20 protein-coding genes are annotated in these 25,213 nt (G+C 72.7%); 18 read left to right on the top strand and 2 right to left on the bottom strand.

Annotated features, from left to right (window positions below):
• Nucleotides 1-108 precede the first annotated feature (108 nt).
• Entirely contained in the window at nt 109-1,266 is a 1,158-nt protein-coding gene (locus ACFY8W_RS30560; protein ID WP_391112254.1) for a uroporphyrinogen-III synthase, read from the top strand.
• Between the two features lie 97 nt (nt 1,267-1,363).
• Nucleotides 1,364-1,894: a GNAT family N-acetyltransferase gene (locus tag ACFY8W_RS30555; RefSeq protein ID WP_391112091.1), complete on the top strand. Its 531-nt coding sequence runs from the start codon at nt 1,364-1,366 to the stop codon at nt 1,892-1,894.
• A 95-nt stretch (nt 1,895-1,989) separates the two neighbouring features.
• On the opposite strand, the gene ACFY8W_RS30550 is transcribed toward ACFY8W_RS30555, so the two are convergent.
• Entirely contained in the window at nt 1,990-2,817 is an 828-nt protein-coding gene (locus tag ACFY8W_RS30550) for a helix-turn-helix domain-containing protein (protein WP_391112089.1), read from the bottom strand.
• 518 nt (nt 2,818-3,335) lie between these two features.
• Between ACFY8W_RS30550 and ACFY8W_RS30545 the strand changes: the two genes are divergently transcribed.
• From ACFY8W_RS30545 to ACFY8W_RS30530, 4 genes are all read left to right on the top strand, one after another.
• Entirely contained in the window at nt 3,336-3,896 is a 561-nt protein-coding gene (locus ACFY8W_RS30545; protein WP_391112086.1) for an ABATE domain-containing protein, read from the top strand.
• Nucleotides 3,897-3,957: 61 nt separating this feature from the next.
• A complete protein-coding gene (locus tag ACFY8W_RS30540) occupies nt 3,958-6,303 on the top strand; it encodes a UvrD-helicase domain-containing protein (protein ID WP_391112084.1) in 2,346 nt (781 codons plus the stop codon).
• A 375-nt stretch (nt 6,304-6,678) separates the two neighbouring features.
• On the top strand, nt 6,679-8,088 hold the full coding sequence (locus ACFY8W_RS30535) for a malic enzyme-like NAD(P)-binding protein (RefSeq protein WP_391112081.1): 1,410 nt from the start codon (nt 6,679-6,681) through the stop codon (nt 8,086-8,088).
• Between the two features lie 358 nt (nt 8,089-8,446).
• Nucleotides 8,447-8,728, top strand: a complete 282-nt coding sequence (locus ACFY8W_RS30530; protein ID WP_128983783.1) for an HU family DNA-binding protein — start codon at nt 8,447-8,449, stop codon at nt 8,726-8,728.
• A 236-nt stretch (nt 8,729-8,964) separates the two neighbouring features.
• On the opposite strand, the gene murA is transcribed toward ACFY8W_RS30530, so the two are convergent.
• Nucleotides 8,965-10,311: a UDP-N-acetylglucosamine 1-carboxyvinyltransferase gene (murA, locus tag ACFY8W_RS30525; RefSeq protein WP_386864312.1), complete on the bottom strand. Its 1,347-nt coding sequence runs from the start codon at nt 10,309-10,311 to the stop codon at nt 8,965-8,967.
• A gap of 286 nt (nt 10,312-10,597) precedes the next feature.
• On the opposite strand from murA, the gene ACFY8W_RS30520 reads away from it, so the two are divergent.
• The 12 genes from ACFY8W_RS30520 to mycP all read left to right on the top strand — a co-directional run bounded on the left by ACFY8W_RS30520 (nt 10,598) and on the right by mycP (nt 24,907).
• Nucleotides 10,598-11,158 (top strand): YqgE/AlgH family protein, encoded by a 561-nt coding sequence (locus ACFY8W_RS30520; protein ID WP_391112076.1) that lies wholly within the window; start codon nt 10,598-10,600, stop codon nt 11,156-11,158.
• Nucleotides 11,159-11,188: 30 nt separating this feature from the next.
• On the top strand, nt 11,189-11,485 hold the full coding sequence (locus ACFY8W_RS30515) for a DUF3039 domain-containing protein (RefSeq protein WP_391112073.1): 297 nt from the start codon (nt 11,189-11,191) through the stop codon (nt 11,483-11,485).
• 274 nt (nt 11,486-11,759) lie between these two features.
• Nucleotides 11,760-13,049, top strand: a complete 1,290-nt coding sequence (locus ACFY8W_RS30510; protein WP_391112070.1) for an extracellular solute-binding protein — start codon at nt 11,760-11,762, stop codon at nt 13,047-13,049.
• 10 nt (nt 13,050-13,059) lie between these two features.
• The gene (locus tag ACFY8W_RS30505; RefSeq protein ID WP_391112067.1) at nt 13,060-14,016 is read left to right on the top strand and encodes an ABC transporter permease subunit; all 957 of its coding nucleotides are present in this window, start codon (nt 13,060-13,062) and stop codon (nt 14,014-14,016) included.
• A gap of 5 nt (nt 14,017-14,021) precedes the next feature.
• Nucleotides 14,022-14,879 carry an ABC transporter permease subunit gene (locus ACFY8W_RS30500; protein WP_391112064.1) on the top strand — a complete coding sequence of 286 codons (858 nt, stop codon included), beginning with the start codon at nt 14,022-14,024 and terminating at the stop codon, nt 14,877-14,879.
• A 4-nt stretch (nt 14,880-14,883) separates the two neighbouring features.
• A complete protein-coding gene (locus ACFY8W_RS30495; protein WP_391112061.1) occupies nt 14,884-16,563 on the top strand; it encodes a family 20 glycosylhydrolase in 1,680 nt (559 codons plus the stop codon).
• A 243-nt stretch (nt 16,564-16,806) separates the two neighbouring features.
• Nucleotides 16,807-17,694 (top strand): FAD binding domain-containing protein, encoded by an 888-nt coding sequence (locus tag ACFY8W_RS30490; RefSeq protein ID WP_391112058.1) that lies wholly within the window; start codon nt 16,807-16,809, stop codon nt 17,692-17,694.
• Nucleotides 17,691-19,139, top strand: a complete 1,449-nt coding sequence (locus ACFY8W_RS30485) for a 2Fe-2S iron-sulfur cluster-binding protein (RefSeq protein WP_391112055.1) — start codon at nt 17,691-17,693, stop codon at nt 19,137-19,139. The genes ACFY8W_RS30490 and ACFY8W_RS30485 overlap by 4 nt, the downstream gene beginning before the upstream one ends.
• Complete coding sequence (locus ACFY8W_RS30480; protein ID WP_391112052.1) at nt 19,136-21,418, top strand: molybdopterin cofactor-binding domain-containing protein; 2,283 nt, start codon at nt 19,136-19,138, stop codon at nt 21,416-21,418. The genes ACFY8W_RS30485 and ACFY8W_RS30480 overlap by 4 nt, the downstream gene beginning before the upstream one ends.
• 121 nt (nt 21,419-21,539) lie before the next feature.
• Nucleotides 21,540-22,094, top strand: coding sequence for a hypothetical protein (locus ACFY8W_RS30475; protein WP_391112048.1), 555 nt, complete (start codon nt 21,540-21,542; stop codon nt 22,092-22,094).
• Nucleotides 22,095-22,127: 33 nt separating this feature from the next.
• A complete protein-coding gene (locus ACFY8W_RS30470; protein ID WP_391112045.1) occupies nt 22,128-23,666 on the top strand; it encodes a hypothetical protein in 1,539 nt (512 codons plus the stop codon).
• Between the two features lie 77 nt (nt 23,667-23,743).
• Nucleotides 23,744-24,907: a type VII secretion-associated serine protease mycosin gene (gene mycP / locus ACFY8W_RS30465; RefSeq protein ID WP_391112252.1), complete on the top strand. Its 1,164-nt coding sequence runs from the start codon at nt 23,744-23,746 to the stop codon at nt 24,905-24,907.
• Nucleotides 24,908-25,213: the final 306 nt, after the last annotated feature.

Genomic DNA, 25,213 nt, shown 5'->3' with positions numbered 1-25,213 from the left:
ACAGTGGCCCCGCACGGCCGTAACGACCAGGAAATAATCGTGAACCGAGACCGACACGCGACCCCGGCAGTCTCGGCCGACAGGGACGAGCACGACAGGGGCAGCGACATGGACGAGCGGCAGGAACCGGGCCACGGCCCGTTGGCGGGCTTCACCGTCGGAGTCACGGCGGCACGGCGCGCCGACGAGCTGATCGCGCTGCTGCGCCGCCGGGGCGCGGGCGTGGTCCACGGTCCGGCGCTGCGGATCGTGCCGCTCGCCGACGACACCGAACTCCTCGCCGCCACCAAGGACCTCATCGACCACGCCCCGGACGTCGTCGTCGCCACCACGGCGATCGGCTTCCGCGGCTGGGTCGAGGCGGCGGACGGGTGGGGCCACGGCGAGCAGCTGCTCGACCGGCTGCGCGGCGTCGAACTCCTCGCCCGCGGCCCCAAGGTGAAGGGCGCCGTCCGCGCGGCCGGGCTCACCGAGTCCTGGTCGCCCTCGTCCGAGTCGATGGCCGAGGTCCTCGACCGGCTGCTCGGCGAGGGCGTCGAGGGCCGGCGGATCGCGCTCCAGCTGCACGGGGAGCCGCTGCCCGGCTTCGTCGAGGCGCTGGTCGCGGGCGGCGCGGAGGTCGTGCCCGTCCCCGTCTACCGCTGGATGCCGCCCGAGGACGTCGGCCCGCTCGACCGGCTGCTCGACGCGACCGTCGCCCGCGCCCTGGACGCGGTGACCTTCACCAGCGCCCCGGCCGCCGCCTCGCTCATCGACCGGGCGCGCGAACGCGGGCTGCTCGACGAGCTGGTGACGGCGCTGCGGCACGACGTGCTCGCGGTGTGCGTGGGCCCGGTGACGGCGCTGCCGCTCCAGGGCATGGACATCGACACCCACCAGCCGGAGCGCTTCCGGCTCGGCCCGCTCGTCCAGCTGCTCTGCCAGGAACTGCCCGGCAGGGCCCGGGTCCTGCCGGTGGCAGGCCACCACGTCGAGATCCGCGGCCACGCCGTCCTCGTCGACGGCGCGCTGCGCCCGGTGCCGCCCGCCGGGATGGCCCTCCTCGGGCTGCTCGCCCGACGCCCCGGCTGGGTCGTCGGCCGTCCCGAGCTGCTGCGCGCCCTGCCCGGCGCGGGCCGGGACGAGCACGCCGTCGAGACGGCGATGGCCCGGCTGCGGACCTCGCTCGGCACGCCCAAGCTGATCCAGACGGTGGTGAAGCGCGGCTACCGGCTGGCGCTCGACCCGGCGGCGGACACGAAGTACGGCGACGGGGACGGGGCCTAGTCCCGTCCCGGGGGCGGGGGCGGGGCGCCGAGGGGGGATCATGTCCGGGGCCGCGGAAGGGCGGACGCGGGCCGGTGCGGCCGTCTACCGTACGCGGATGACCACGACCATGATCAGGATCAGACCCGCGGACCCCGGCTCCGCCGCCGACGCCGCCGCGCTCGCCGCCGCCCTGCTCCGCAACCGGGCCTGCATGCGGCCCTTCGAGCCGGACCGGGCGGAGACGTACTACACGCCCGAGGCCCAGGCGGCCCGGCTCGCCGACGGCGGGCGGCGCTGGTTCGCCGTGGACGGGGAGCGGATCGTGGGGTCCGCGACGCTGTCCGGGATCGTCCTGGGGCCCTTCCGCAGCGGTTCGCTCGGCTACTGGGTGGACGGGGAGTACGCGGGCCGGGGCGTGGCCACCGGCATGACGGAGGAGGTCTGCCGCGCCGCACGCGAGGAGCTCGGCCTCCACCGCATCGAGGCGTGCACGCTCCTCGACAACCACGCCTCGCAGCGCGTCCTCGCCAAGTGCGGCTTCACGCGGATCGGCACGGCCGCGAACTACCTCCACATCGCCGGCGCCTGGCGCGAACACCACCTCTTCCAGCGGATCCTGCACGACGAGGCGCCTCCGGCCGGGTAGGGCGTGCCTTTCGGGTCAGGCAGGGCGCCGGGACGCCGGCAGGATCCGGAAGACCCGCCCCAGGGCCGGTCGGGCGGCTCGGGGCGGCACACGCCTCAGGGCGCCGCCCGCAGCATCGGGGCGCGGACGTGCGACTTCTGGAGGCCCGGGCGGAAGATCATGATGATCATGCGGGCGCCCGGAGCCATGAGCGGCTGGGCCGCGCAGATCGTGACGTGTCCGGGGCCCAGGAGGGCGTGGCGCAGCGGGCGTTCGTCGCCGTCGGGGTGGATGTGGAAGCCGCCCTCCTCCCACAGCCGGCCGAGGAACGGGTCGGCGCGCACCTCCCGCTCGATCGCGCGGAGCGTCTCGTCCTCGCCGCGCGCGGCGAGCGCGGCCCGCAGCTGGGGCAGGATCAGCGGGGCCCACACCGTGTGCCAGTCGATGAGGGTGTCCTCCCGCGCGCTCTCGTCCAGGAGCATCCACCGGATGGTGTTCGCCGGGGCCCGGCCGCCCGGGTACATCTCGGCGAAGTGCCGGTTGTGGGCCAGCAGGTTCCAGGAGGCGTCGGTGATGTACGCCATGTGGCCGATGCCGTCGACGGCCTCCTGCCAGGCGCCCGGGACCTCCAGACCGGAGGACGGGTTGAGCGGGGCCGGCGGGTCGCCGATGCCCGCGTACCGGCAGAGCGAGACCCACTCCTGCTCGTTGAGGCCGAAGAGACGGCCGACCTGGCGCAGGTAGTCGGCGGGCGGGTTCGGGTAGCGGCCGGTCTCCAGGCGGTTGTAGGTGTCGACCGCGCGGCAGGTCAGCTCGTCCACCTGCTGCTGCGAGAGGCCGCGGGCACGCCGGCCGCGGCCGGTGGGCCGTGAGAGGCCGTGCGCCTCGGGGGCGATCAGTTCGCGGCGTTCCTTGAGCAGTGCCCGTAGTGCCGTCCTGTTCACCTGGCCTCCCGAATTGTCCGTGTGCGAATTTGTAGGAAAAACGCTCCGTAGATAATAGACAGTTCAACATTCATGCTGTGGGTGCCTCGCGCTGCGGCCCCCACGGACCGCGCTGACCTGCGAGGACACCACGGACAACCGGACGGCGCTCCCCCGAGCAGTCCGGTTTACCGGTCGGCCCGGGCGGCTCCCCCGTACGCCCGGGCCGACCGCTGTCCGCGACCCGCCCGGCCCCGCCGCACGCCGCCCCTCCGTCCGCGGCGGCCCGTCCGGCACGACCGCACGCCGGCCCCTCCGCCCGCGGCGGCCTGTCCGGCGCCCGTCGCCCAGCTTCCGGCCACCGCCGTACCGCGGCCGGGTCCTTCACGTACGGGTAGGGATGCCCGGGTGGCGATCACCACTGACAGCGCCCGGTCGCGCTCGGCAGAACACCCTCTAGCCAGCTCCGCTCCCCAGGAGCACTCTGGTCCCGGCCCGCCCGGAGCAGGGCCCGCACCGGACCCGGAGGTGGCAGGGGCATGACGGCAGGTTGGGACTCCGGACGCGTCTGCCTGGACCTCGCCGTCGAGGCCCTCGACAGCCCCGAGGCCCTCGCCGGCTTCCTCCGCACCTCCGGGCTCGTCCCGCCCGCCACCCGGCTGCGCACCCTCGACACCCGCTGGCTCGGGCCCTTCCGGGAGCTGCGCGACTGCGTCGCCGACCTCGTCGCCGCCCAGCTGGAGGGCCGCCCGGTCCGTCCCGCGGCCCTGGAACTGCTCAACGCACTGGCCGCCGCCTCCGCGCCGCCCGCGCCCCGCGCCGTACGCACCCGCTCCGGCGCCCTGGTCCGCACCCTCAGCGGCGAGCCCGACTGCCGCGCCCTGCTCGCCGCCGTCGCCCGGGACGCCGTCGAGCTGCTCACCGACCCGGCCGCCCGCGTACTGCTGCGCCGCTGCGAGGGACCCGGCTGCCGCCGCTGCTATCTGGACACCTCGCGGGGGCGCCGCCGCCGCTGGTGCTCGAGTGCCGCCTGCGGCAACCGGGCCCGGGTCGCCCGGCACCGCGCCGCTCATCCCCGGCCCGGCCGCCGTCAGGCCTGACATATCGCCCCCTGGTGGCGTACGCTCGACGGCTGCCCAGTGCACGTCAGAAGGGGGCCCGGTGGCCGCGCAGGAAGCCGTCGACACGGTCAGAGACCGTGAGATCGGTGTCGAACAGGAACATCTGGATCAGGTCTACCGCCGCCTCGAGGAGAAGATCCACGAGGCCGAGTTCCTGATGCAGGACGCCGCCCAGCGGGGGCAGGTCGGCACGCCCGGCGCCCTCGCCGAGCGCGACGCCCAGGTGTTCCGGGCCGGCATCCACCTCAACCGGCTCAACAACGAGTTCGAGGACTTCCTCTTCGGCCGCATCGACCTGCTCTACGGCAAGGACGGCAAGAAGGGCCCCGACGGCGCCTACACCTCCGTCGAGCCCGCCGCGGACGCCGTGCGCCCGGACAACACCGCGGACATCGGCGAGACCCTGCACATCGGCCGCATCGGCGTCCTCGACGCCGACTACGCCCCGCTCGTCATCGACTGGCGCGCCCCCGCCGCCGCCCCCTTCTACCGCTCCACGCCCGTCGACCCCGGCCGGGTCGTGCGCCGCCGCGTCATCCGCTCCAAGGGCCGCAAGGTCCTCGGCGTGGAGGACGACCTGATGCGCCCCGAGCTCAAGGCCACCCTCGACGGCCGCGAGCTGCCCGTCATCGGCGACGGCGCCCTCATGGCCGCGCTCGGCCAGGCGCGCAGCCACACCATGCGCGACATCGTCGCCTCCATCCAGGCCGAGCAGGACCTGGTCATCCGCGCCCCCGCCGCCTCCGTCACGTACGTCGAGGGCGGCCCCGGCACCGGCAAGACCGCCGTCGCCCTGCACCGGGCCGCCTACCTGCTCTACCAGGACCGGCGGCGCTACGCCGGCGGCATCCTCATCGTCTCGCCGACCCCGCTGCTCGTCTCGTACACCGAGGGCGTGCTGCCCTCGCTCGGCGAGGAGGGCCAGGTCGCCATCCGCGCCCTGGGCTCGCTGGTCGACGGCGTCGAGGCCGACGCGTACGACGAGCCCGCCGTCGCCCGGGTCAAGGGCTCCTCGCGCATGCTCGCCGTGCTCCGCAAGGCCGCCCGCGGCGCCCTGGAGACCCCCGCGCCCAGGGCCCAGCTCACGCTGGGCGAGGCCGAAGAGGCCGACGGGCCCCCGGCGGCCCCCGCCGGTACGCCCACCCTCCTGCGCGTAGTCGCCTTCGGCCGCCGCCTGGAGCTGGGGGCGGACGAGCTCCGCCGCATCCGGCAGAACGTGCTGTCCGGCACGGCCCCCGTCAACCTGCTCCGCCCGCGCGCCCGTCGCCTGCTGCTCGACGCGCTGTACGCCAAGTCCGGCGCCGCCGGCCGGCACAGCGACCCCGAGCTCGCCGCCGAGCTGCGCTCCTCCTTCGACGAGGACGTGTCGACCGAGGACTCCTTCCTCGGCTTCCTCGACGCCTGGTGGCCCGAGCTCACCCCGCGCCGGGTCCTCGACGCGATGGCCGACGAGAAGCGGCTCGGCCGCTGGGCCCGCCGGATCCTCAACCCGGGGGAGGTCCGCCGGCTCGCCCGCTCGCTGCGCCGCCCCGGGCTCTCCGTGCACGACGTGGCCCTGCTCGACGAGCTGAACACCCTGCTCGGCGCCCCCGCCAGGCCCCGCAAGAAGCGCGAGTACGACCCGCTGGACCAGCTCACCGGCCTGGAGGAGCTGATGCCGGTACGGGAGGAGACCCAGCGCGAGCGGGCCGAGCGGCTCGCCGCCGAGCGCACCGAGTACGCCCACGTCATCGTCGACGAGGCCCAGGACCTCACGCCCATGCAGTGGCGCATGGTCGGACGCCGCGGCCGGCACGCCACCTGGACGGTCGTCGGCGACCCGGCCCAGTCCTCCTGGTCCGACCCGGACGAGGCGGCCGGGGCCCGTGACGAGGCCCTGGGCACCCGGCCCCGGCGCCGTTTCGAGCTCACCGTGAACTACCGCAACCCGGCCGAGATCGCCGAGCTCGCCGCCAAGGTGCTCGCGCTCGCGATGCCCGGCAAGGAGTCGCCCAAGGCGGTCCGCTCCACGGGCGTCGAGCCCCGCTTCGTCCCGGTGGGGGAGAAGGGCGAGCTGGCCGAAACCGTACGTTTGGAGGCGGAGCGGCTGCTCGGTGAGGTCGAGGGCACGGTCGGCGTGGTCGTCGCCATGGACCGGCGCGCCGAGGCGGCCCGCTGGCTCCAGGGGCTCGGCGACCGGGTGGTGGCGCTGGGCTCCCTGGAGGCGAAGGGCCTCGAGTACGACGCCACGGTGGTCGTCTCACCCGCGGAGATCGCGGACGAGTCGCCGGCCGGTCTGCGGGTGCTCTACGTGGCGCTGACCCGTTCCACCCAGGCGCTCTCGGTGATCTCGGGCGAGCGCGACCTGCCGGACCCGGACGGCGTACCGGACCTGCTGAGGGACTGACGCGGGGCTGCCGTGGGATTGGTTTCGGTCAACCCGCGCCGCAGGAATCACTTCCCGGAGCGGTTTGTTAGCCTGGTCGTGGCACCGGCTCGATCCAAGCCCCCGGGCCCAACCTTCGTCCCTCAGAGGGACCACTTGCCGCGAGGCGAGCATGGCGGGTCGGTGTCGTCAGCGTGTGGAGGCCCTCGTCACCTTCGGGTGACGGGGGCCTCTTCTGTTTCCCGGTCATCTCTCGTATGGTGGAAACTACTTTCCGAAAACGAAATGACCGTATTACCTGCTACCCGCAGGTAGGTGCGACGATCGGAGGGCGCCGCCCCGCGACCAGCCGGGCCGGCGTAGCAACGAAGCTAGGGAAAGCAGAGGAACACGGCCATGGCAACGGCGCCCAGCGTCTCGTACTCGATGACGGTCCGGCTCGAGGTGCCCGCGAGCGGCACCGCGGTCTCCCAGCTCACCACGGCGGTCGAGACCCACGGCGGTTCCGTCACCGGCCTCGACGTGACCGCCTCCGGCCACGAGAAGCTGCGCATCGACGTCACCATCGCCGCCACCTCCACGGCGCACGCCGACGAGATCGTCGAGCAGCTGAAGAACATCGAGGGCATCGTCGTCGGCAAGGTCTCCGACCGTACGTTCCTGATGCACCTCGGCGGCAAGATCGAGATGGCGTCCAAGCACCCCATCCGCAACCGTGACGACCTCTCCATGATCTACACCCCGGGCGTGGCCCGGGTGTGCATGGCGATCGCCGAGAACCCCGAGGACGCCCGCCGCCTCACCATCAAGCGCAACTCCGTCGCAGTCGTGACGGACGGCTCCGCCGTCCTCGGCCTCGGCAACATCGGCCCCAAGGCCGCCCTGCCCGTCATGGAGGGCAAGGCGGCCCTCTTCAAGCGCTTCGCCGGCATCGACGCCTGGCCGATCTGCCTGGACACCCAGGACACCGACGCCATCGTCGAGATCGTCAAGGCCATCGCCCCCGGCTTCGCGGGCATCAACCTGGAGGACATCTCCGCGCCGCGCTGCTTCGAGATCGAGGCCCGGCTCCGCGAGGCCCTCGACATCCCGGTCTTCCACGACGACCAGCACGGGACGGCCATCGTCGTCCTCGCCGCCCTGACCAACGCGCTGCGCGTGGTGGGCAAGGGCATCGGCGACGTACGGGTCGTCATGTCCGGTGCCGGCGCCGCCGGTACGGCCATCCTGAAGCTGCTGATCGCGGCCGGCGTCAAGCACGCCGTCGTCGCCGACATCCACGGCGTCGTCCACGCGGGCCGCGAGGACCTGGTCGCCGCCCCGGCCGACTCGCCGCTGCGCTGGATCGCCGACAACACCAATCCCGAGGGCGTCACCGGCACCCTCAAGCAGGCCGTCGTCGGCGCCGACGTCTTCATCGGCGTCTCGGCCCCGAACCTGCTCGGCGCGGACGACGTGGCCGCGATGGCCGAGGGCGCGATCGTGTTCGCGCTCGCGAACCCGGACCCGGAGGTCGACCCGGCGATCGCCCGCCAGACGGCCGCCGTCGTGGCCACCGGCCGCTCGGACTTCCCGAACCAGATCAACAACGTGCTGGTCTTCCCGGGCGTCTTCCGCGGTCTGCTCGACGCGCAGTCCCGGACGGTGAACACGGACATGATGCTGGCCGCCGCCAGCGCCCTGGCCGACGTCGTCTCCGAGGACGAGCTCAACCCGAACTACATCATTCCCTCGGTCTTCAACGACCGGGTCGCGGGAGCGGTCGCGGGCGCCGTGCGCAACGCGGCCAAGGCCGCGGGCGCCTGAGCCCCCGCCGCAGCCCTCGGGGCGGCCCCGGCGCGCGTGTCGCGGGTCGCCGCATCCCAAACCCGCCTTTAGGGTGGTAGTCCGGCTCCGCACGGTCCGTGCGGAGTCGACGCTACGTCACCATCGAGGGGCACTGGCGCTTTTCGTGTGACCCCAGAGGGTGCCGGATTGGCGTTCCCGCCGCTGGTGGGGGCAGGATGCGGTCTGGGCGCGAGGGTCTGTCACCAGACCCGGGTCCGGGCACTGTCCGAGGGCCCTGGCAGCATCGGCTTCGCAGTGCCCATCATGCGGCCCCGCCGCGTGGCCCGCCTCACAGGCAACCCGCCTCACAGGCAAGAAGAAATACGGGAGTAACGAAATGAACCGCAGTGAGCTGGTGGCCGCCCTGGCCGACCGCGCCGAGGTGACCCGCAAGGACGCCGACGCCGTGCTGGCCGCCTTCGCCGAGATCACCGGCGAGATCGTCGCCAAGGGCGACGAGAAGGTCACCATCCCCGGCTTCCTGACCTTCGAGCGCACCCACCGTGCCGCTCGCACCGCTCGTAACCCGCAGACCGGCGACCCGATCAACATCCCGGCCGGCTTCAGCGTCAAGGTCTCCGCGGGCTCGAAGCTCAAGGAAGCCGCCAAGGGCAAGTAAGCGGCCTGTAGGCAGCAGGAAGGGCGGCCACCCTGTCAGGGGGTGGCCGCCCTTCCGTTTGCCCTTCAGAAGCGCGTACGGCCGCGCAAGGCCGGGTTCGAACGCGCACGGGCCGCTCGCGGAGGCCGCGTACGACCTGCCGACGGCCCTCGTGGGGGCCGCGCACGGCCGCGTACGGGTACGGCTCACGGCCGCGCGCGGAGCCGCGCACGGCCGCTCGGGCCCGCTTCCGCCGCCTAGACGAGCGCGCTGCCCGGGAGCTCGACCTTCGCGCCCAGCTCGACGAGCTTCTCCATGAAGTTCTCGTAGCCGCGGTTGATCAGGTCGATGCCGTGCACCCGGCTCGTGCCCTGCGCCGCGAGGGCGGCGATCAGGTACGAGAAGCCGCCGCGCAGGTCCGGGATGACCAGGTCGGCGCCCTGGAGCTTGGTCGGGCCGCTGACGACCGCCGAGTGGAGGAAGTTGCGCTGGCCGAAACGGCAGTCCGAGCCGCCCAGGCACTCCCGGTACAGCTGGATGTGAGCACCCATCTGGTTCAGCGCCGAGGTGAAGCCGAGCCGCGACTCGTACACCGTCTCGTGCACGATGGACAGGCCCGAGGCCTGCGTCAGGGCCACCACCAGCGGCTGCTGCCAGTCGGTCTGGAAGCCCGGGTGCACGTCCGTCTCCAGGGCGATCGCGTTGAGCGAGCCGCCCGGGTGCCAGAAGCGGATGCCCTCGTCGTCGATCTCGAAGGCGCCGCCGACCTTCCGGTAGGTGTTCAGGAAGGTCATCATCGAGCGCTGCTGCGCGCCGCGCACGTAGATGTCGCCCTCGGTCGCGAGCGCCGCCGAGGCCCAGGACGCCGCCTCCAGGCGGTCGGACAGGGCGTGGTGGTTGTAGCCGCCGAGCTTGTCGACACCGGTGATGCGGATGGTGCGGTCGGTGTCGATGGCGATGATCGCGCCCATCTTCTGCAGCACGCAGATGAGGTCCTCGATCTCCGGCTCGACCGCCGCGTTGGACAGCTCGGTGACGCCCTCGGCGAGGACGGCGGTGAGCAGCACCTGCTCCGTCGCGCCGACGGACGGGTACGGCAGGGCGATCTTGGTGCCGCGCAGCCGCTGCGGGGCCTCCAGGTACTGCCCGTCCGCCCGCTTCTCGATCGTCGCGCCGAACTTGCGCAGCACGTCGAAGTGGAAGTCGATCGGCCGGCCGCCGATGTCGCAGCCGCCCAGGCCCGGGATGAAGGCGTGGCCGAGGCGGTGCAGCAGCGGACCGCAGAAGAGGATCGGGATCCGGGAGGAGCCGGCGTGGGCGTCGATGTCGGCCACGTTGGCGGACTCGACGTGCGTCGGGTCAAGGATCAGCTCGCCCGGCTCCTCGCCGGGGCGGACCGTCACCCCGTGCAGCTGCAGCAGTCCGCGGACCACGCGGACGTCACGGATGTCGGGCACGTTGCGCAGTCGGCTCGGCTCGCTGCCGAGCAGGGCGGCGACCATCGCCTTGGGCACGAGGTTCTTCGCGCCGCGGACGCGGATCTCGCCCTCGAGCGGGGTTCCGCCATGGACGAGCAGTACATCATGGCTGTCTGTGCCGGTCATGAATCTCGCGTTCCGGGTCGTCGGTCGGGTGGCCAGAGAAAAGAGTAAGGGGCAAGGAGACCTCACTTGTGTGGCCGAGGGGGCCCCGCGAACGTAATGAATTCGGCACAACACCCTCCGTCTACGTGATCTTGCGGAGCGTTACCGTCCGCTTCTTCCCGGCCCTGCTCCGAAGCCCCCCGCCGCGGCCCGGCCCGGCCCCGGGCTGACCTGCGATGGCGCCCGCCTACCCCGGACCCGGCCGGACAACCCCCGCGAACGGCGAAAGTGCGGAATCATGTGTCGCATGACCGAGGTGTCCTCGCTCACAGGCCGGCTGCTCGTCGCCACACCCGCGCTGGCGGACCCCAACTTCGACCGGGCGGTGGTCCTGCTGCTCGACCACGACGACGAGGGCTCCCTCGGCGTGGTCCTCAACCGCCCGACCCCGGTGACCGTCGGCGACGTCCTCGCCCCCTGGGCCGCGCTGGCGGGCGAGCCCGGCGTCGTCTTCCAGGGCGGCCCCGTCTCCCTCGACGCCGCCCTCGGCATCGCCGTCATCCCCGGCGACGAGGGCCCGCTCGGCTGGCGCCGGGTGTACGGCGCGATCGGCCTCGTCGACCTGGAGACCCCGCCCGAGCTCCTGGGTCCGGCCATCGGCGCCCTGCGCATCTTCGCCGGCTACGCGGGCTGGGGCCCCGGCCAACTGGAGGCCGAGCTGCGCGACGGCGCCTGGTACGTGGTCGAGTCCGAACCCGGCGACGTCTCCTCTCCCCAGCCCGAAACCCTCTGGCGCCAGGTCCTCCGCCGCCAGCGCGGCGAACTGGCGATGGTCGCGACGTACCCGGACGACCCTTCGCTGAACTGAGCCACGCGTCTTTCAGTACGCTTGGGTCCTATGAGCACTCTCGAGCCCGAGCGCGGGGCAGGTACGGGAACCCTCGTCGAGCCGACGCCGCAGGTGTCCCACGGTGACGGCGACCACGAGCGCTACGCCCATTACGTCCAGAAGGACAAGATCATGGCGAGCGCCCTCGACGGCACTCCCGTGGTGGCACTCTGCGGCAAGGTCTGGGTACCGGGGCGCGACCCCAAGAAGTACCCGGTCTGCCCGATGTGCAAGGAGATCTACGACTCCATGGGGGCGGGCGGCGACAAGGACAAGGGCGGCAAGGACGGCAAGGGCGGCAAGTAGTCCGGACTTCCGCGGTCGGGGCGGCCCCCGGCGTGCGCACCAGTGACCGGTGCGCACGCCGGGGGCCGTTCTCGTGTTCCCGGGCGGGTTCCCGGGGCGCTCCCGGGCCGGGCGCCGGGCGCCCGTTGCACGGGGTGCTTCCCGTGGTCACGGTGTGACGGCGGAGTGGTCGAGACCACTTGTCGTGGCGGTGGTCCGCCCCTAACCTCACGCGTGTTGTGCACTGCGAAACGCTCGTTGCGTATGTTGCAACGCCGCTTGGAGGGGAACCGCCGTGAAGCTTCCTGCCCGCATCGCCGTAGCCACCGTCCTCATCTCCCTCACCGCCTGCGCCCCGCAGACCTCCGGCGGCGCGGCCGCCACCGACGACAAGACCGGCACCCTGCGCGTCTGGCTCTTCCAGGAGGTCGCCAACAAGCCCAAGGAAAAGGTCGTCGACCGGGTCGTCGCCGCCTTCGAGCAACAGCACGAGGGCACGGAGGTGGAGGTCGAGTACATCCCCGTCGACACCCGGGCCCAGCGCATCAAGGCCGCCTTCAACGACCCCGCCTCCGCCCCCGACCTCGTCGAGTACGGCAACACCGACACCGCCGGATACGTCGAGGACGGCGGACTCGCCGACGTCACCGCCGAGTTCGGCGCCTGGCCCGAGGCCAAGGACACCGACCCCACCGCCAAGGCCTCCGTCACCGTCGGCGGAAAGGTCTACGGCGCACCGTTCTTCGTCGGCGTCCGCGCCCTCTACTACCGCACCGACGTCTTCGAGGAACTCGGCCTCGCCGCACCCAGGACCCAGGACGAGCTGATCGCGACCGCGAAGAAGGTCCGCAAGGCCAGGCCCGATCTGTACGGGCTCGCCGTCGGCGGCGCCTACACCTACGGCGCCATGCCCTTCATCTGGGCCAACGGCGGCGAACTCGCCACCGCCGAAGGGGACTCCTACCGGTCCGCGATCAACAGCGAGGCGGCCCGCAAGGGCATCACCGCCTACACCTCCCTCTTCGGCGACGACAACTGCCCCGCCGCCAAGTGCGCCCAGATGGGCGGCAACGCCACCGTCACCGCCTTCGCCTCCGGCAAGGCCGCCATGGCCATCGGCGGCGACTTCAGCCACGCGGCCGTCGAGGCGGGCGCCGTCAAGGGCAGGTACGCGGTCGTGCCGCTGCCCGGCACCACGCCGGGATCCATCGCCCCCGCCTTCGCCGGCGGCAACAACATCGGCGTCCTGAAGAGCACCACCCACCGCACCCTCGCCGTCGACCTGATGAAGGCCCTCGCCGGCAAGGACGCCCAGGCCGGGTTCTTCGACGCCCTCGGCTTCCTGCCCACGTACACCGACGTGCGCCGACAGGCCGCGGAGAGGCAGCCGTTCGTGAAGCCGTTCATCGACACCCTCGGCGCCGACGCCAGGTTCGTCCCCGCCTCGCCCGGCTGGGGCCGGATCGACGCCTCGCTCGTACTGCCGACGATGTTCCAGGAGGTCGTCAGCGGCCGCAAGGACGTCAGGACCGCGTCCGACGACGCCGCGAGGAAGATGGACGCGGCCTTCGCGGCGGCGGGCTGAGGCACACCCGATGACCCTCACGGCACCCCGTACGGAGGAGGCCGCCTCCACCCGGCCCCCGCGCCCCGCACCACGGCGGACCGCCCGCCGCACCGGCTCCGCCTGGACGCCCTGGCTCTACCTGCTCCCCGCCCTCGCCGTCCTCGGCGGGCTCCTCGTCTACCCCCTCTACCAGCTCGGCCTGATCTCGTTCCTGGAGTACACCCAGGCCCAGGTCAGCGGTGGCCGGCCCACCTCCTTCCGGGGCCTCGGCAACTACACCGCCCTCTTCTCCGACCCCCAGTTCCGGCAGGTCCTCCTCGCCACCGTCCTCTTCGCCGCCGCCTGCGTCGTCGCCACCCTCGCCGTCGGCTGCGCCCTCGCCGTCCTCCTCACCCGCGTCCGTGCCCTGCCCCGGCTCGCCCTGATGCTCGCCGCGCTCGGCGCCTGGGCCACGCCCGCCGTCACCGGCTCCACCGTCTGGGTCTTCCTCTTCGACCCCGACCACGGCCCGGTCAACCGGATCCTCGGCCTCGGCGACTTCTCGTGGACGTACGGGCGCCACAGCGCCTTCGCACTGGTCCTCATGGAGGTCGTCTGGTGCTCGTTCCCGTTCGTGATGGTCACCGTCTACGCGGGCATCAAGGCCGTCCCGACCGAGGTCCTGGAGGCCGCCGCCCTCGACGGCGCGTCCCAGTGGCGGACCTGGCGCTCCGTCACGGCCCCGATGCTGCGGCCGATCCTCGTCGTCGTCACGATCCAGTCGGTCATCTGGGACTTCAAGATCTTCACCCAGATCTACGTGATGACCGGAGGCGGCGGCATCGCCGGCCAGAACCTCATCCTCAACGTGTACGCCTACCAGAAGGCCTTCGCCTCGTCCGAGTACAGCCTCGGCGCCGCCATCGGCGTCGTGATGCTGCTGATCCTGCTGGCGGTGACGCTGGTCCACCTCCGGCTGGTGCGCCGCCAGGGAGAGGAACCGTGAGGTCCGTGCGCTCTTCGCATGCTCTTCGTGTCCCCGGGGTCCGCAGGCCCGGCCGGCTCGCCGCCGAGGCCGGGACCCTGCTCGTCGCCGCAGCGGTCGCCTTCCCGCTGTACTGGATGGTCCTCTCCGCCCTCAAACCGGCCGGCGAGATCCAGTCGGCCCGGCCGCGGCCGTGGACCCTGTCCCCGTCCCTCGACTCCTTCCGCCGGGTCTTCGAACAGCAGGACTTCGGCCGCTACTTCCTCAACTCGCTGCTCGTCGCCGGCACGGTGGTCCTCGCCTCCGCCGCCATCGCCTTCCTCGCGGCGACCGCCGTCACCCGGTTCCGCTTCCGCTTCCGGACCACCCTGCTCGTGATGTTCCTGGTCGCGCAGATGGTCCCCGTCGAGGCCCTGGCCATCCCGCTGTTCTTCCTCATGCGGGACCTCGGCCAGCTCAACACCCTGGGCTCGCTGATCCTCCCGCACCTCGCCTTCTCGCTGCCCTTCGCGATCTGGATGCTGCGGGGCTTCGTCAAGGCGGTTCCGGAGGCGCTGGAGGAACAGGCGACGATCGACGGCGCGAGCCGCACCCGCTTCCTGTGGCAGATCCTCTTCCCGCTGGTCTTCCCGGGCCTGGTCGCGACGAGCGCCTTCTCCTTCATCTCGACCTGGAACGACTTCCTCTTCGCGAAGTCCTTCATCATCAGCGACACCTCGCAGTCGACCCTGCCCATGGCACTGCTCGTCTTCTTCAAGCCCGACGAGAACGACTGGGGAGGCATCATGGCCGGCTCGACCGTGATGACGGCCCCGGTGCTCGTCTTCTTCGTACTCGTACAGCGCCGCCTGGTCTCGGGACTGGGCGGGGCGGTGAAGGACTGACGCGATGACCGCAGAACGGCCCCACCCCGACGCGGACCTGATCCCCGCCCCCCTCGACGTGGAGGTGCGGGCGGGCTCGCCCGGTTGCTTCTCCCTCGACGAGCGCACCACCCTCGACGCCGGGCCCGGCACGCACGGCACCGCCCGCTGGCTCCGCTCGACACTCGGCGCGGCCACCGGACTGCCGCTGGCCGACGGCGACGGCCCCTTCGCCGTACGGCTGCGGATCAGCGCCGACGTGGAGCGGGCGTACGGACCCGAGGGCTATCGGCTGAGCACCGACGGCTCCGTCGCGGAGGCGTCCGTGGTCATCGAGGGCGGTGGCCCCGCAGGGGTGTTCTGGGGCGCCCAGACGCTCCGGCAGCTCCTCGGGCCCGACGCCCACCGCAAGGCGCGCCTGGCGCGCGGCGAGCGCGACTGGGACCTGCCGGTGGTCACCGTCACGGACGCACCCCGCTTCCCCTGGCGCGGCCTCATGCTCGACGTCGCCCGGCACTTCATGCCCAAGGACGACGTCCTGCGGCAGCTCGACCTGATGGCCGCGCACAAGCTGAACGTGCTGCACCTGCACCTCACCGACGACCAGGGCTGGCGCGTCGAGATCAGGCGGCACCCGCGCCTCACCGAGGTCGGCTCCTGGCGGGCGCGGAGCAAGTGGGGGCACCGGGCGTCGGCGCTGTGGAACGAGACGCCGCACGGCGGCTACTACACGCAGGACGACATCCGCGAGATCGTCGCCTACGCCGCCGACCGGCACATCTCGGTCGTCCCCGAGATCGACGTGCCGGGCCACTCGCAGGCCGCCATCGCCGCGTACCCCGAACTCGGCAACACCGACGTCGTCGACACCTCCGCCCTCTCCGTCTGGGACACCTGGGGAGTCAGTCCGAACGTACTCGCCCCCACCGACACCGTCCTCCGCTTCTACGAGGGCGTGCTCGAGGAGGTGCTCGAACTCTTCCCGGCGGAGACCTCGCCCTTCGTCCACATCGGCGGTGACGAGTGCCCCAAGGACCAGTGGAGGGCCTCGCCCGCCGCCCAGGCCCGGATCGAGGAGCTGGGCGTGGGCGACGAGGACGGGCTCCAGTCCTGGTTCGTGCGGCACTTCGACAGGTGGCTCGCCGAGCGCGGCCGCCGGCTCATCGGCTGGGACGAGATCCTGGAGGGCGGGCTCGCACCCGGCGCTGCCGTGTCCTCCTGGCGGGGCTACGCGGGCGGGATCGCCGCCGCCGAGGCCGGCCACGACGTGGTGATGTGCCCCGAGCAGCAGGTCTACCTGGACCACCGTCAGGCGCCCGGCGAGGACGAGCCGATGCCCATCGGGTACGTACGGACCCTCGCGGACGTCTACCGCTTCGAGCCCGTCCCGCCCGGCCTGTCCGGGGCCGCGGCGGCCCACGTCATGGGAACGCAGGCCAACGTGTGGACCGAGGTGATGGAGAACCGGGCCCGCGTCGACTACCAGACCCATCCGCGCCTCGCCGCCTTCGCCGAGGTCGCCTGGTCCCGGCTGCCCGCCCCCGAGGCGCGGGATCTCGCCGACTTCGAGCGCCGCATGGCCGCCCACTACCGGCGTCTGGACGCCCTCGGCGTCGACTACCGGCCGCCCTCCGGCCCCCGCCCGTGGCAGCGCCGGCCCGGCGTCGCCGGCCGTCCGATCGAGGGGGCGCCCCCGAACGTGTGACGGCACCTACCGCCCCGGTGTCACCCAAGAGCGGCAAATCGGAAGTCCCGGTCCCTCGCGGGACGTCCCGGCATCCTGGACGGAACCGTCCTTCGCGGACCCTCGCGACGTACGGCTCGGAAGATGTGCCAGAGTTGCCACGTCCAGGCTGTGAGCACGTACGGTACGCCCACACAGGCGTGACACAGGCGTGACAGCCGGGGACGGTCGGGGATCACCGGGACACCGGGAAGGGGCAGCGGGTTGACCACGCACGCACCACAGACGGCATCACGGGCGGCGCGGGCCGTGACGCTGCCCGCCTCGCTCGACGAGGCCGTGGCGGCGCTCACGGCCATGCCGGCCGCCGTTCCCGTGGCCGGCGGCACCGACCTGATGGCCGCCGTCAACCGCGGGCAGCTGCGCCCCGCAGGACTCGTCGGACTCGGCCGGATCAACGAGATCCGCGGCTGGCAGTACCAGGACGGCCACGCCCTGCTCGGCGCGGGCCTCACGCACGCCCGGATGGGCCGCCCCGACTTCGCGGCGCTCATCCCGGCCCTGGCCGCCGCCTCGCGCGTCGCGGGCCCGCCACAGATCCGCAACGCCGGCACCCTCGGCGGCAACATCGTCTCCGCCGCGCCCACGGGCGACTCCCTGCCGGTGCTCGCCGCCCTGGAGGCGGACCTGGTCGTCGTCGGCCCGCTCGGCACCCGCGAGCTGCCCGTCGGCCACCTCCTGGCCGGCCGCGACATGCTGGCGCCCGGCGAACTCGTCGCCTTCGTGCGCGTCCCGCTGCTGCACGCCCCGCAGGTCTTCCTCAAGGCCACCGGCCGCACCGGCCCGGCCCGCGCCACCGCCTCCGTCGCCGTCGTGCTCGACCCGGCGCGCCGCGGGGTGCGCTGCGCGGTCGGTGCGATCGCGCCGATGCCGCTGCGGCCCCTGGAGGCGGAGCAGTGGATCGCCTCGCTCGTGGACTGGGACGCCGAGCGGGGACTGGCGCCGGAGGCGCTGACGGCGTTCGGCGAGTACGTCGCCGCCGCGTGCATCCCGGACCCGGCGGGCGACGAGCCGTTGCCGCCCGCCGTACTGCACCTGCGGCGCACGGTCGCCGCGCTGTCCCGACGGGCACTGGGGAGGGCGCTGTCGTGAGCGACGAGGCACAGGGGAACCACGGCAACCACGGGTCGGGCGGCTGGGAGCCGATCCCGCAGAGCGAGGGGTACGACGGCGACGCCACGGCCTTCGTGCAGCTGCCGCCCGACTTCATGCTGGACGGCATCCCGCTGGAGGCGCCGGGCCACGGCTACGTGCCGCCGATGATCGTCCCGCTGACGCCCCTGGCGGCGACCGACCCGGCGGCGACGGGCACCTGGGCGGTGCAGCCGCCGGTGGCGCCGGAGCACGTACAGGAACACGTACAGGGGCACCTGCCCGAGTACGCGCAGGACGGCGGGTACGAGGCGCCCGTGGCGGACGTGCCCATGGGCGAGGCGCCCGGATACGAGCCCGCGCCCGCGTACGAGCCCGCGCAGGGTTCGACCGGGCAGTGGACCATCCCGACGGTCGAGGACGGCGCGGACGGCCTCGACGACTCGGGCGAGTACACGGCGTCCCGGCTCGCGCAGTACGCGAGCGGCGCGCCCGCGACCCTGCCGGGCGGCGCGCCGGCGCCGTGGGCGGTGACGGAGCCGGAGCCGGAGCCGGTCACGGAGGAGGCGGCGGAGCCCGGGCCCGTACCCGCGACCGAGCCCGTACCCGCCACAGGGCCGGTATCCGCCACCGGGCCCGTACCGGAATCCGTACCCGAGGCCGAGCCCGTACCCGTACCGGAACCCGTATCCGCCCCGGAGCGCGGGGAAGGGGAGCCGGAGCTCGCGTTCCCGCAGGAGCCCCTCGACGCGTTCACGCCCGCCGCCGACATCTCCGACATCTCTGGCATCACCGATGTCGCCGATGTCGCGGACGCCACGGGCCATGCGGATGTCGCGGTCCACGCGGACAGCGGTGACAGCCGGGACAGCGACGAGCACCCCACCACCGCCTACACGCTGCGCGTGAACGGCGTCGACCGGCCCGTCACCGACTCCTGGATCGGCGAGTCGCTGCTCTACGTGCTGCGGGAGCGGCTCGGGCTCGCCGGGGCCAAGGACGGCTGCTCGCAGGGCGAGTGCGGCGCGTGCAACGTGCAGGTCGACGGCCGGCTCGTCGCCTCCTGCCTGGTTCCGGCGGCGACGGCGGCCGGTTCCGAGGTGCGCACGGTCGAGGGGCTCGCCGTGGACGGCGAGCCGTCCGACGTGCAGCGGGCGCTGGCGAAGTGCGGCGTGCAGTGCGGCTTCTGCATCCCGGGCATGGCCATGACCGTGCACGACCTGCTCGAGGGCAACCACGCGCCGACCGAACTGGAGACCCGGCAGGCGCTGTGCGGCAACCTCTGCCGCTGCTCGGGCTACCGCGGGGTCCTCGACGCCGTGAACGAGATCGTCGCCGGCCGCGAGGCGGCGGCGGAGTCCGGGCCGTCGGCGTCGGCCCCGGACGAGAACACCGCCCGCATCCCGCACCAGATTCCCCACCCGCACGACGGAGGCACGGCGTGAGCAGCGACCCGACGACCACGGAGCCCGAGGGCCTCGGCCTGGGTCTCGGCGTCTCGCTCCCGCAGGCCGACGCGCGGGCGAAGACCGAGGGCACCTTCCCGTACGCCTCCGACCTGTGGGCCGAGGGCCTGCTGTGGGCGGCGATCCTGCGCTCGCCGCACCCGCACGCCCGGATCGTGTCGATCGACACGTCGGCGGCGGCCGAGATGCCCGGGGTACGGGCGGTGGTCACCCACGCCGACGTGCCCGGGGCCGCCACGTACGGCCGGCAGGTCGCCGACCGTCCGGTGTTCGCCGCCGATCTCGTCCGCCACCACGGCGAGGCCATCGCCGCCGTGGCCGCCGACCACCCGGACACGGCACGGCTCGCGGCCGCCGCCATCGCGGTCGAGTACGAGGTCCTGGACCCGGTCACCGACCCCGAGAAGGCCTTCGCCGCCGCGCCCCTGCACCCCGACGGCAACCTGATCCGGCACATCCCGCTGAGCTTCGGAGACCCGGAGGCGACCGGCGAGGTGGTCGTCGAGGGCCTGTACCGGATCGGCCGGCAGGACACCGCCCCGATCGGCGCCGAGGCCGCGCTCGCCGTGCCGCGCCCCGACGGCGGCGTCGAGATCTACACGGCGTCGACCGACCCGCACACCGACCGCGACCTGGCCGCCGCCTGCTTCGGGCTCCCGCCCGAGCAGGTCAAGGTCGTCGTGACCGGCGTGCCCGGCGCCACCGGCGACCGCGAGGACCCGGGCTTCCAGATCCCGCTGGGGCTGCTCGCGCTCCGTACCGGCTGCCCGGTCAAGCTCGCCGCGACCCGCGAGGAGTCCTTCCTCGGCCACGCCCACCGCCACCCCACCCTGCTGCGCTACCGCCACCACGCGGACGCCGAGGGCCGGCTGGTCAAGGTCGAGGCGCAGATCCTGCTCGACGCGGGCGCCTACGCGGACTCCTCGTCCGAGTCGCTCGCGGCGGCCGTCTCCTTCGCCTGCGGGCCGTACGTCGTCCCGCACGCCTTCGTCGAGGGCTGGGCGATGCGCACCAACAACCCGCCGTCCGGCCATGTGCGGGGCGAGGGCGCGATGCAGGTGTGCGCGGCGTACGAGGCGCAGATGGATAAGCTCGCCGGGAAGCTGGGCATGGACCCGGCGGAACTCCGGATGCGTAACGTCCTGGCGACCGGCGACATCCTGCCGACCGGCCAGACGGTCACCTGCCCGGCGCCCGTGGCCGAACTCCTCGCGGCCGTAAGGGACTTCCCGCTCCCGCCGCTCCCCATGGACTCCCCGGAGGAGGACTGGCTGCTGCCCGGCGGCCCGGACGGCGCGGGGGAGCCGGGCGCGGTGCGGCGGGGCGTGGGCTACGCGATCGGCATGGTGCACATGCTGGGCGCCGAGGGCACCGACGAGGTGTCGACGGCGACGGTACGGGTCCAGGACGGCGTGGCCACGGTCATCTGCGCGGCCGTGGACACGGGTTCGGGCTTCTCGACGCTCGCCCGCCAGATCGTGCAGGAGACCCTGGGCGTCGAGGAGGTCCACGTCGCCCCGGTCGACACCGACCAGCCGCCGGCCGGCGCGGCCACCCACGGCCGCCACACCTGGGTCTCCGGCGGCGCGGTCGAGCGCGCGGCGAAGATGGTCCGCACCCAGCTCCTCCAGCCACTGGCCCACAAGTTCGGCATGTCGACCGAACTGCTCCAGATCACCGACGGCAAGATCACCTCGTACGACGGCGTCCTGTCGACGACGGTCGCCGAGGCGATGGAAGGCAAGGAACTCTGGGCCACCGCCCAGTGCCGCCCCCACCCGACCGAGCCGCTGGACGAGTCCGGCCAGGGCGACGCCTTCGTCGGCCTCGCCTTCTGCGCGATCCGCGCGGTCGTGGACGTCGACGTCGAGCTGGGCGCGATCCGGGTCGTGGAGATGGCGGTCGCCCAGGACGTCGGCCGCATCCTCAACCCGGCCCAGCTGGCCACCCGCATCGAGGCGGGCGTCACCCAGGGCGTGGGCGCGGCCCTCACCGAGAACCTCCGCACCTCCCGCGGTCTGGTCCGCCGCCCCGACCTGACGGGCTACGCCCTGCCCACGTCCCTGGACGCACCCGACATCCGCATCGTGAAGCTCGTCGAGGAACGCGACGTCGTCGCCCCCTTCGGCGCCAAGCCCGCCAGCGCGGTCCCCGTGGTCACCTCCCCGGCCGCCATCGCCTCGGCCGTCCGCGCGGCCACGGGCCGCCCGGTCAACAGACTCCCGATCCGTCCGCAGGCGGCGGTGGTCGTCGGCTGACGCCGACCTGCTGCCCGGCGAGGGACGCAACCTGTGGATGTGTTTCGCTCGTCGTCCTGGCTACAGTGAACTCCTGGGCACGATCCAGGAGTTGCGGGTGCACGGGGGAGGAGCGCCAGGCATGGAAGCCTACGTGGACGGGGCGGGCCGCGCCCTGGGAGGCATGAGCAGGGAGGCCCTGCTCTACAACTCCGAGTCGATGATGGAGTTCAAGAAGGGGATCGACGGACTGATCGCCGACCTCCTGGCCTCACCGGCCGCTCCCAAGAACATGAACTCGGACCAGGTGGCCCGGGGCCAGTTCGGCGGCGGCGGGGCCGCGTGGATCGAGGCGAACGAGATCTTCTCGTCGTACAAGAGCGTGCTCGCGGAACTGATCAGGCTCTCCACCCTGCTGTCCGACTGCCTTGAGGGCCTGGGCATCGCCGTCGGCATCGCCAAGGACGGCATGGAACAGACCGACGAGGAAATCCGGGCCAAGATGCTGGACATCAGCAAGCGGACCACGGAAGCCAAGACCGAGGCCGACCAGAAGGCCGGCTACGACACGACGCCTTCCGGCAAGCCGGACGGCACGGGGGCGCCGGGTACCGACCCCCAGCGGCAGACCACACAGACCCCGGCCGAGCCGCAGCGCACGGAGACCGCCGACGGTGGCGCGGCAGGCCTCGGCTGACGGCCACACGACACGGGGAAGGGGTGACTCTCGATGGAGCAGAACGACAACGCCGGGGGCGGCAGGGGGACCGACTTCCGCTCCATGTCGCACGAGCAGATGCTGAGCTGGCTGGACGAGGCCAGCAGCTTCTACGTACGTAACGCCGGCGACCGTCTGACGACTGCGGCGGCGAAGATGACGCAGATCGCGAACGAACTGCAGAAGCGTCCCGGCCGCGTGGAGTGGGACAGCCAGGCGGAGCAGGCGTTCAAGGAATGGACCGCCAGCCTGGCGAGCACGACCCACAGCCTCTCCGACTACAGCAAGAACTCGGCGAAGTGGCTGACCGAGGCCGCCAACGCCATCGCGGCAGCCCAGAGCTCCATCCCGCGCTACACCTCGACCGCGCAGGCAAAGGAGAACCTGGAGGCGGCGCAGAAGTACCGCAACGACCCCGACTCCCAGACGATCGCACGCAACGCCCGCGACCAGATGGCACCGGAGGGCGCCGACGCCGCGACGATCAAGGCGAAGGAGGAGGCGAACCGGCAGAACGCGGCGGCGGAGATGGAGCGGCTCTCGGCGACGTACCAGTGGTCGAGCGTGCAGATGACGAGCTTTCGGATGCCGTCGTTCCAGCCGCCGCCGGACGCGTTCGTTCCGAAGACCGCCGATGGCCGGGACGACTCGTCCTACATCGGATCCACGGCTCGGAGCGACAGCCGATCCACGGAAACCGACACCGGCACGACCACGAGGGACGCGCGGTCGGATACCAGGTCGCTGCCCGACACACAGGTGGTGCCGCCGAAGCGCGACATCAGCGGGCCCACGCAGGTCATCCGTCCTGACGTACCGGCCGACCTGGGCATTGACAGCGTGCACACGCTGCCGCCGCCCACGACAGGCACGCCGCCGACCACCGGAACGCCGCCCACCGCCGGTCAGCCGCCGAGCACCACGCCGCCCCCGCCGTTCACCGTCCCGCCAGGGCCGGTGAACGTACCGCCCACGACGGGCAGGACGGGGCCTGGCCCGATTCCGCCGGTGAGCGGTACCACCAAGACGCCTCCGGTCTCGGGCGGGCGCGGCCCCGTTCCGGTCGGCCCTCCGCCAGGGATGCCTCGCGAGGGCATCACCGGTGGCCGCCCCGTGCCGAACAATCCCGGCCGGACTACCACCGGCATTCCACGAAGCACAGTGGTCGGCAATGAGCCCGCCGCCGGACGCACGAGCAACGGTCTAGGCCGCGCCCCCATGGGAGGTCCCGGCTTGAGCGGTCCGATCGGCGGTCCTGGCGGTGGACAGAGCGGGATCAGCGGAGGCCGTCGCCTTGCTTCTGAGCCCGGCGGAGTGGTCGGTGGCCGGGCTCAGCGGCCCGGCACGGCGAACGCTCGGCCGTTCACGCCCGGAGGCTCGGGGCTCGTGCGCGACGGGGCGCAGGGCCCGGGACCGGTGGGCCGCAGTGGCTCTGTACCGGCTGCGGAACGCCGCGAGGAGGAGCGGGGCGAGCGTCCCGACTACCTTGTCGAAGACGAAGAGACCTGGCAGCAGGGCAGCCGCCGCACGGCGCCGCCCGTCATCGACTGATCGACGCGAGGAAGCAGATGCGTACCAGCGGTATTCCACGGAGCCGTGTCCGGAATTTCGCCTCGGCCGGCTTGGGCGTGCTGCTGGTGGGCATCGCTTCCGTTCCCGCCCACGCAGAGTCGATCCGTGCTCAGCAGTGGCAGCTCGACATCATGCACGCGGACGAGATCTGGAAGATCAGCAAGGGCGAGGGCGTCACGGTCGCGGTGATCGACTCCGGCGTCGACAAGACCAATCCCGACCTCCGAGGCCAAGTGCTCGACGGGCAGGACTTCGCGACCGATCGACCGGGTGACGAGTTCACCGATTACACCGGACACGGGACCGGGATGGCAGGTCTCATCGCAGGCACCGGCGCGCGCGAGGGCGGGACCGGAGCCTTCGGGCTGGCGCCCCGTGCGCGCATTCTGCCGATTCGGGTCACCGGGCTCGATGCAGGCAGGCTCAGCCAGAAGGACGGCGACGAGCAGTTCAATCGCAACGTGGCCCCGGCGATCCGGTACGCCGCCGACTCCGGGGCCAAGGTCGTCAATATCTCTCTGGGCGTGGGCACGGGTTCGCAAGAACTCGCCGACGCCGTGCAGTACGCGCATGAAAAGGGGGCGCTGGTCTTCGCTGCTGTGGGCAACAGCGGCGACAAACTGAACAAGCCGGAGTACCCCGGGGCCACCCCAGGTGTCGTCGGCGTCGGAGCGATCGACCAGAAGCTGACCCGGGTCAAGAACTCGCAGTACGGCCCCCAGGTCGATCTCGTCGCTCCCGGCAAGGACACTGTGCACGCCTGCGGCGGCGGCACCGGCCTGTGCAAGTCGACCGGCACAAGTGACGCCACCGCCCTCGCCTCGGCCGCCGCCGCCCTCATCTGGGCCGAGCACCCCGAGTGGACCAACAACCAGGTCCTGAAGGTCATGCTCAACACCCTTGCCGCTCCCAACGACGGCGCCGGCCGTAACGACTACATCGGCTACGGCGCCATCCGGCCGCTCCGCGCCCTGAAGACCCCCGGCGACCCCGGCCCCGCCGACGTACGGCCGATCCCCGACCTGCCGTCGGAGCCGACGGCCTCGCCCTCGTCCTCGGCCGTGCCGGCTACGACCGGCCCCGCTCCTGCACCGGCCCCGCAGGCGGAAGGCGCTGAAAGCGGGAGTAGCACCGGGCTGTGGATCGGTCTCGGAGTCGGCGCAGCCGTGCTCTTGGGGGCTGCTGTGTCCGTGACTGCGCTGCGATCACGGCGCCGTTGAACGAACGAACGTGACGAAGTCGGGGGAGTCGACGACCAGCGAGCCGCCCCCCCCACGCGTTCGCCGACCGGTTGGGCCGCAAGGGCACCGAGTTGGTCGACGGCGTGCCGTCACCCCTTTCAGCGCGGTGAAGCGCGACTTGACGAAGTAGCTCTCCCCGAAGGAGGTCGGGCTGGGATTCGGCGGGCTCGTTCCGTCCCTGCCCACGGGCCTTTTCCCTGCGTGTGTGTGGCAAGCGGCAGGCACCGCGTTGACACGAGACCGTTTGCTCTGCGTACGCGCTCGTAAACTCTGGTGTTCCGAAAA

The organism is Streptomyces sp. NPDC012637 (genome assembly GCF_042954805.1).
Lineage (GTDB): Bacteria > Actinomycetota > Actinomycetes > Streptomycetales > Streptomycetaceae > Streptomyces.
The sequence above is the reverse complement of the archived record's forward strand: the minus strand, read 5'-3'. Positions and strand labels throughout refer to the sequence as shown.

Bases quoted from the DNA above. Each gene is read 5' to 3' on its own strand.
- ACFY8W_RS30560 (WP_391112254.1), top strand. From the start codon at position 109: ATGGACGAGCGGCAGGAACCGGGCCACGGCCCGTTGGCGGGCTTCACC.
- ACFY8W_RS30555 (WP_391112091.1), top strand. From the start codon at position 1,364: ATGACCACGACCATGATCAGGATCAGACCCGCGGACCCCGGCTCCGCC.
- ACFY8W_RS30545 (WP_391112086.1), top strand. From the start codon at position 3,336: ATGACGGCAGGTTGGGACTCCGGACGCGTCTGCCTGGACCTCGCCGTC.
- ACFY8W_RS30535 (WP_391112081.1), top strand. From the start codon at position 6,679: ATGGCAACGGCGCCCAGCGTCTCGTACTCGATGACGGTCCGGCTCGAG.
- ACFY8W_RS30530 (WP_128983783.1), top strand. From the start codon at position 8,447: ATGAACCGCAGTGAGCTGGTGGCCGCCCTGGCCGACCGCGCCGAGGTG.
- murA (WP_386864312.1), bottom strand. From the start codon at position 10,311: ATGACCGGCACAGACAGCCATGATGTACTGCTCGTCCATGGCGGAACC.
- ACFY8W_RS30520 (WP_391112076.1), top strand. From the start codon at position 10,598: ATGACCGAGGTGTCCTCGCTCACAGGCCGGCTGCTCGTCGCCACACCC.
- ACFY8W_RS30515 (WP_391112073.1), top strand. From the start codon at position 11,189: ATGAGCACTCTCGAGCCCGAGCGCGGGGCAGGTACGGGAACCCTCGTC.
- ACFY8W_RS30505 (WP_391112067.1), top strand. From the start codon at position 13,060: ATGACCCTCACGGCACCCCGTACGGAGGAGGCCGCCTCCACCCGGCCC.
- ACFY8W_RS30495 (WP_391112061.1), top strand. From the start codon at position 14,884: ATGACCGCAGAACGGCCCCACCCCGACGCGGACCTGATCCCCGCCCCC.
- ACFY8W_RS30475 (WP_391112048.1), top strand. From the start codon at position 21,540: ATGGAAGCCTACGTGGACGGGGCGGGCCGCGCCCTGGGAGGCATGAGC.
- ACFY8W_RS30470 (WP_391112045.1), top strand. From the start codon at position 22,128: ATGGAGCAGAACGACAACGCCGGGGGCGGCAGGGGGACCGACTTCCGC.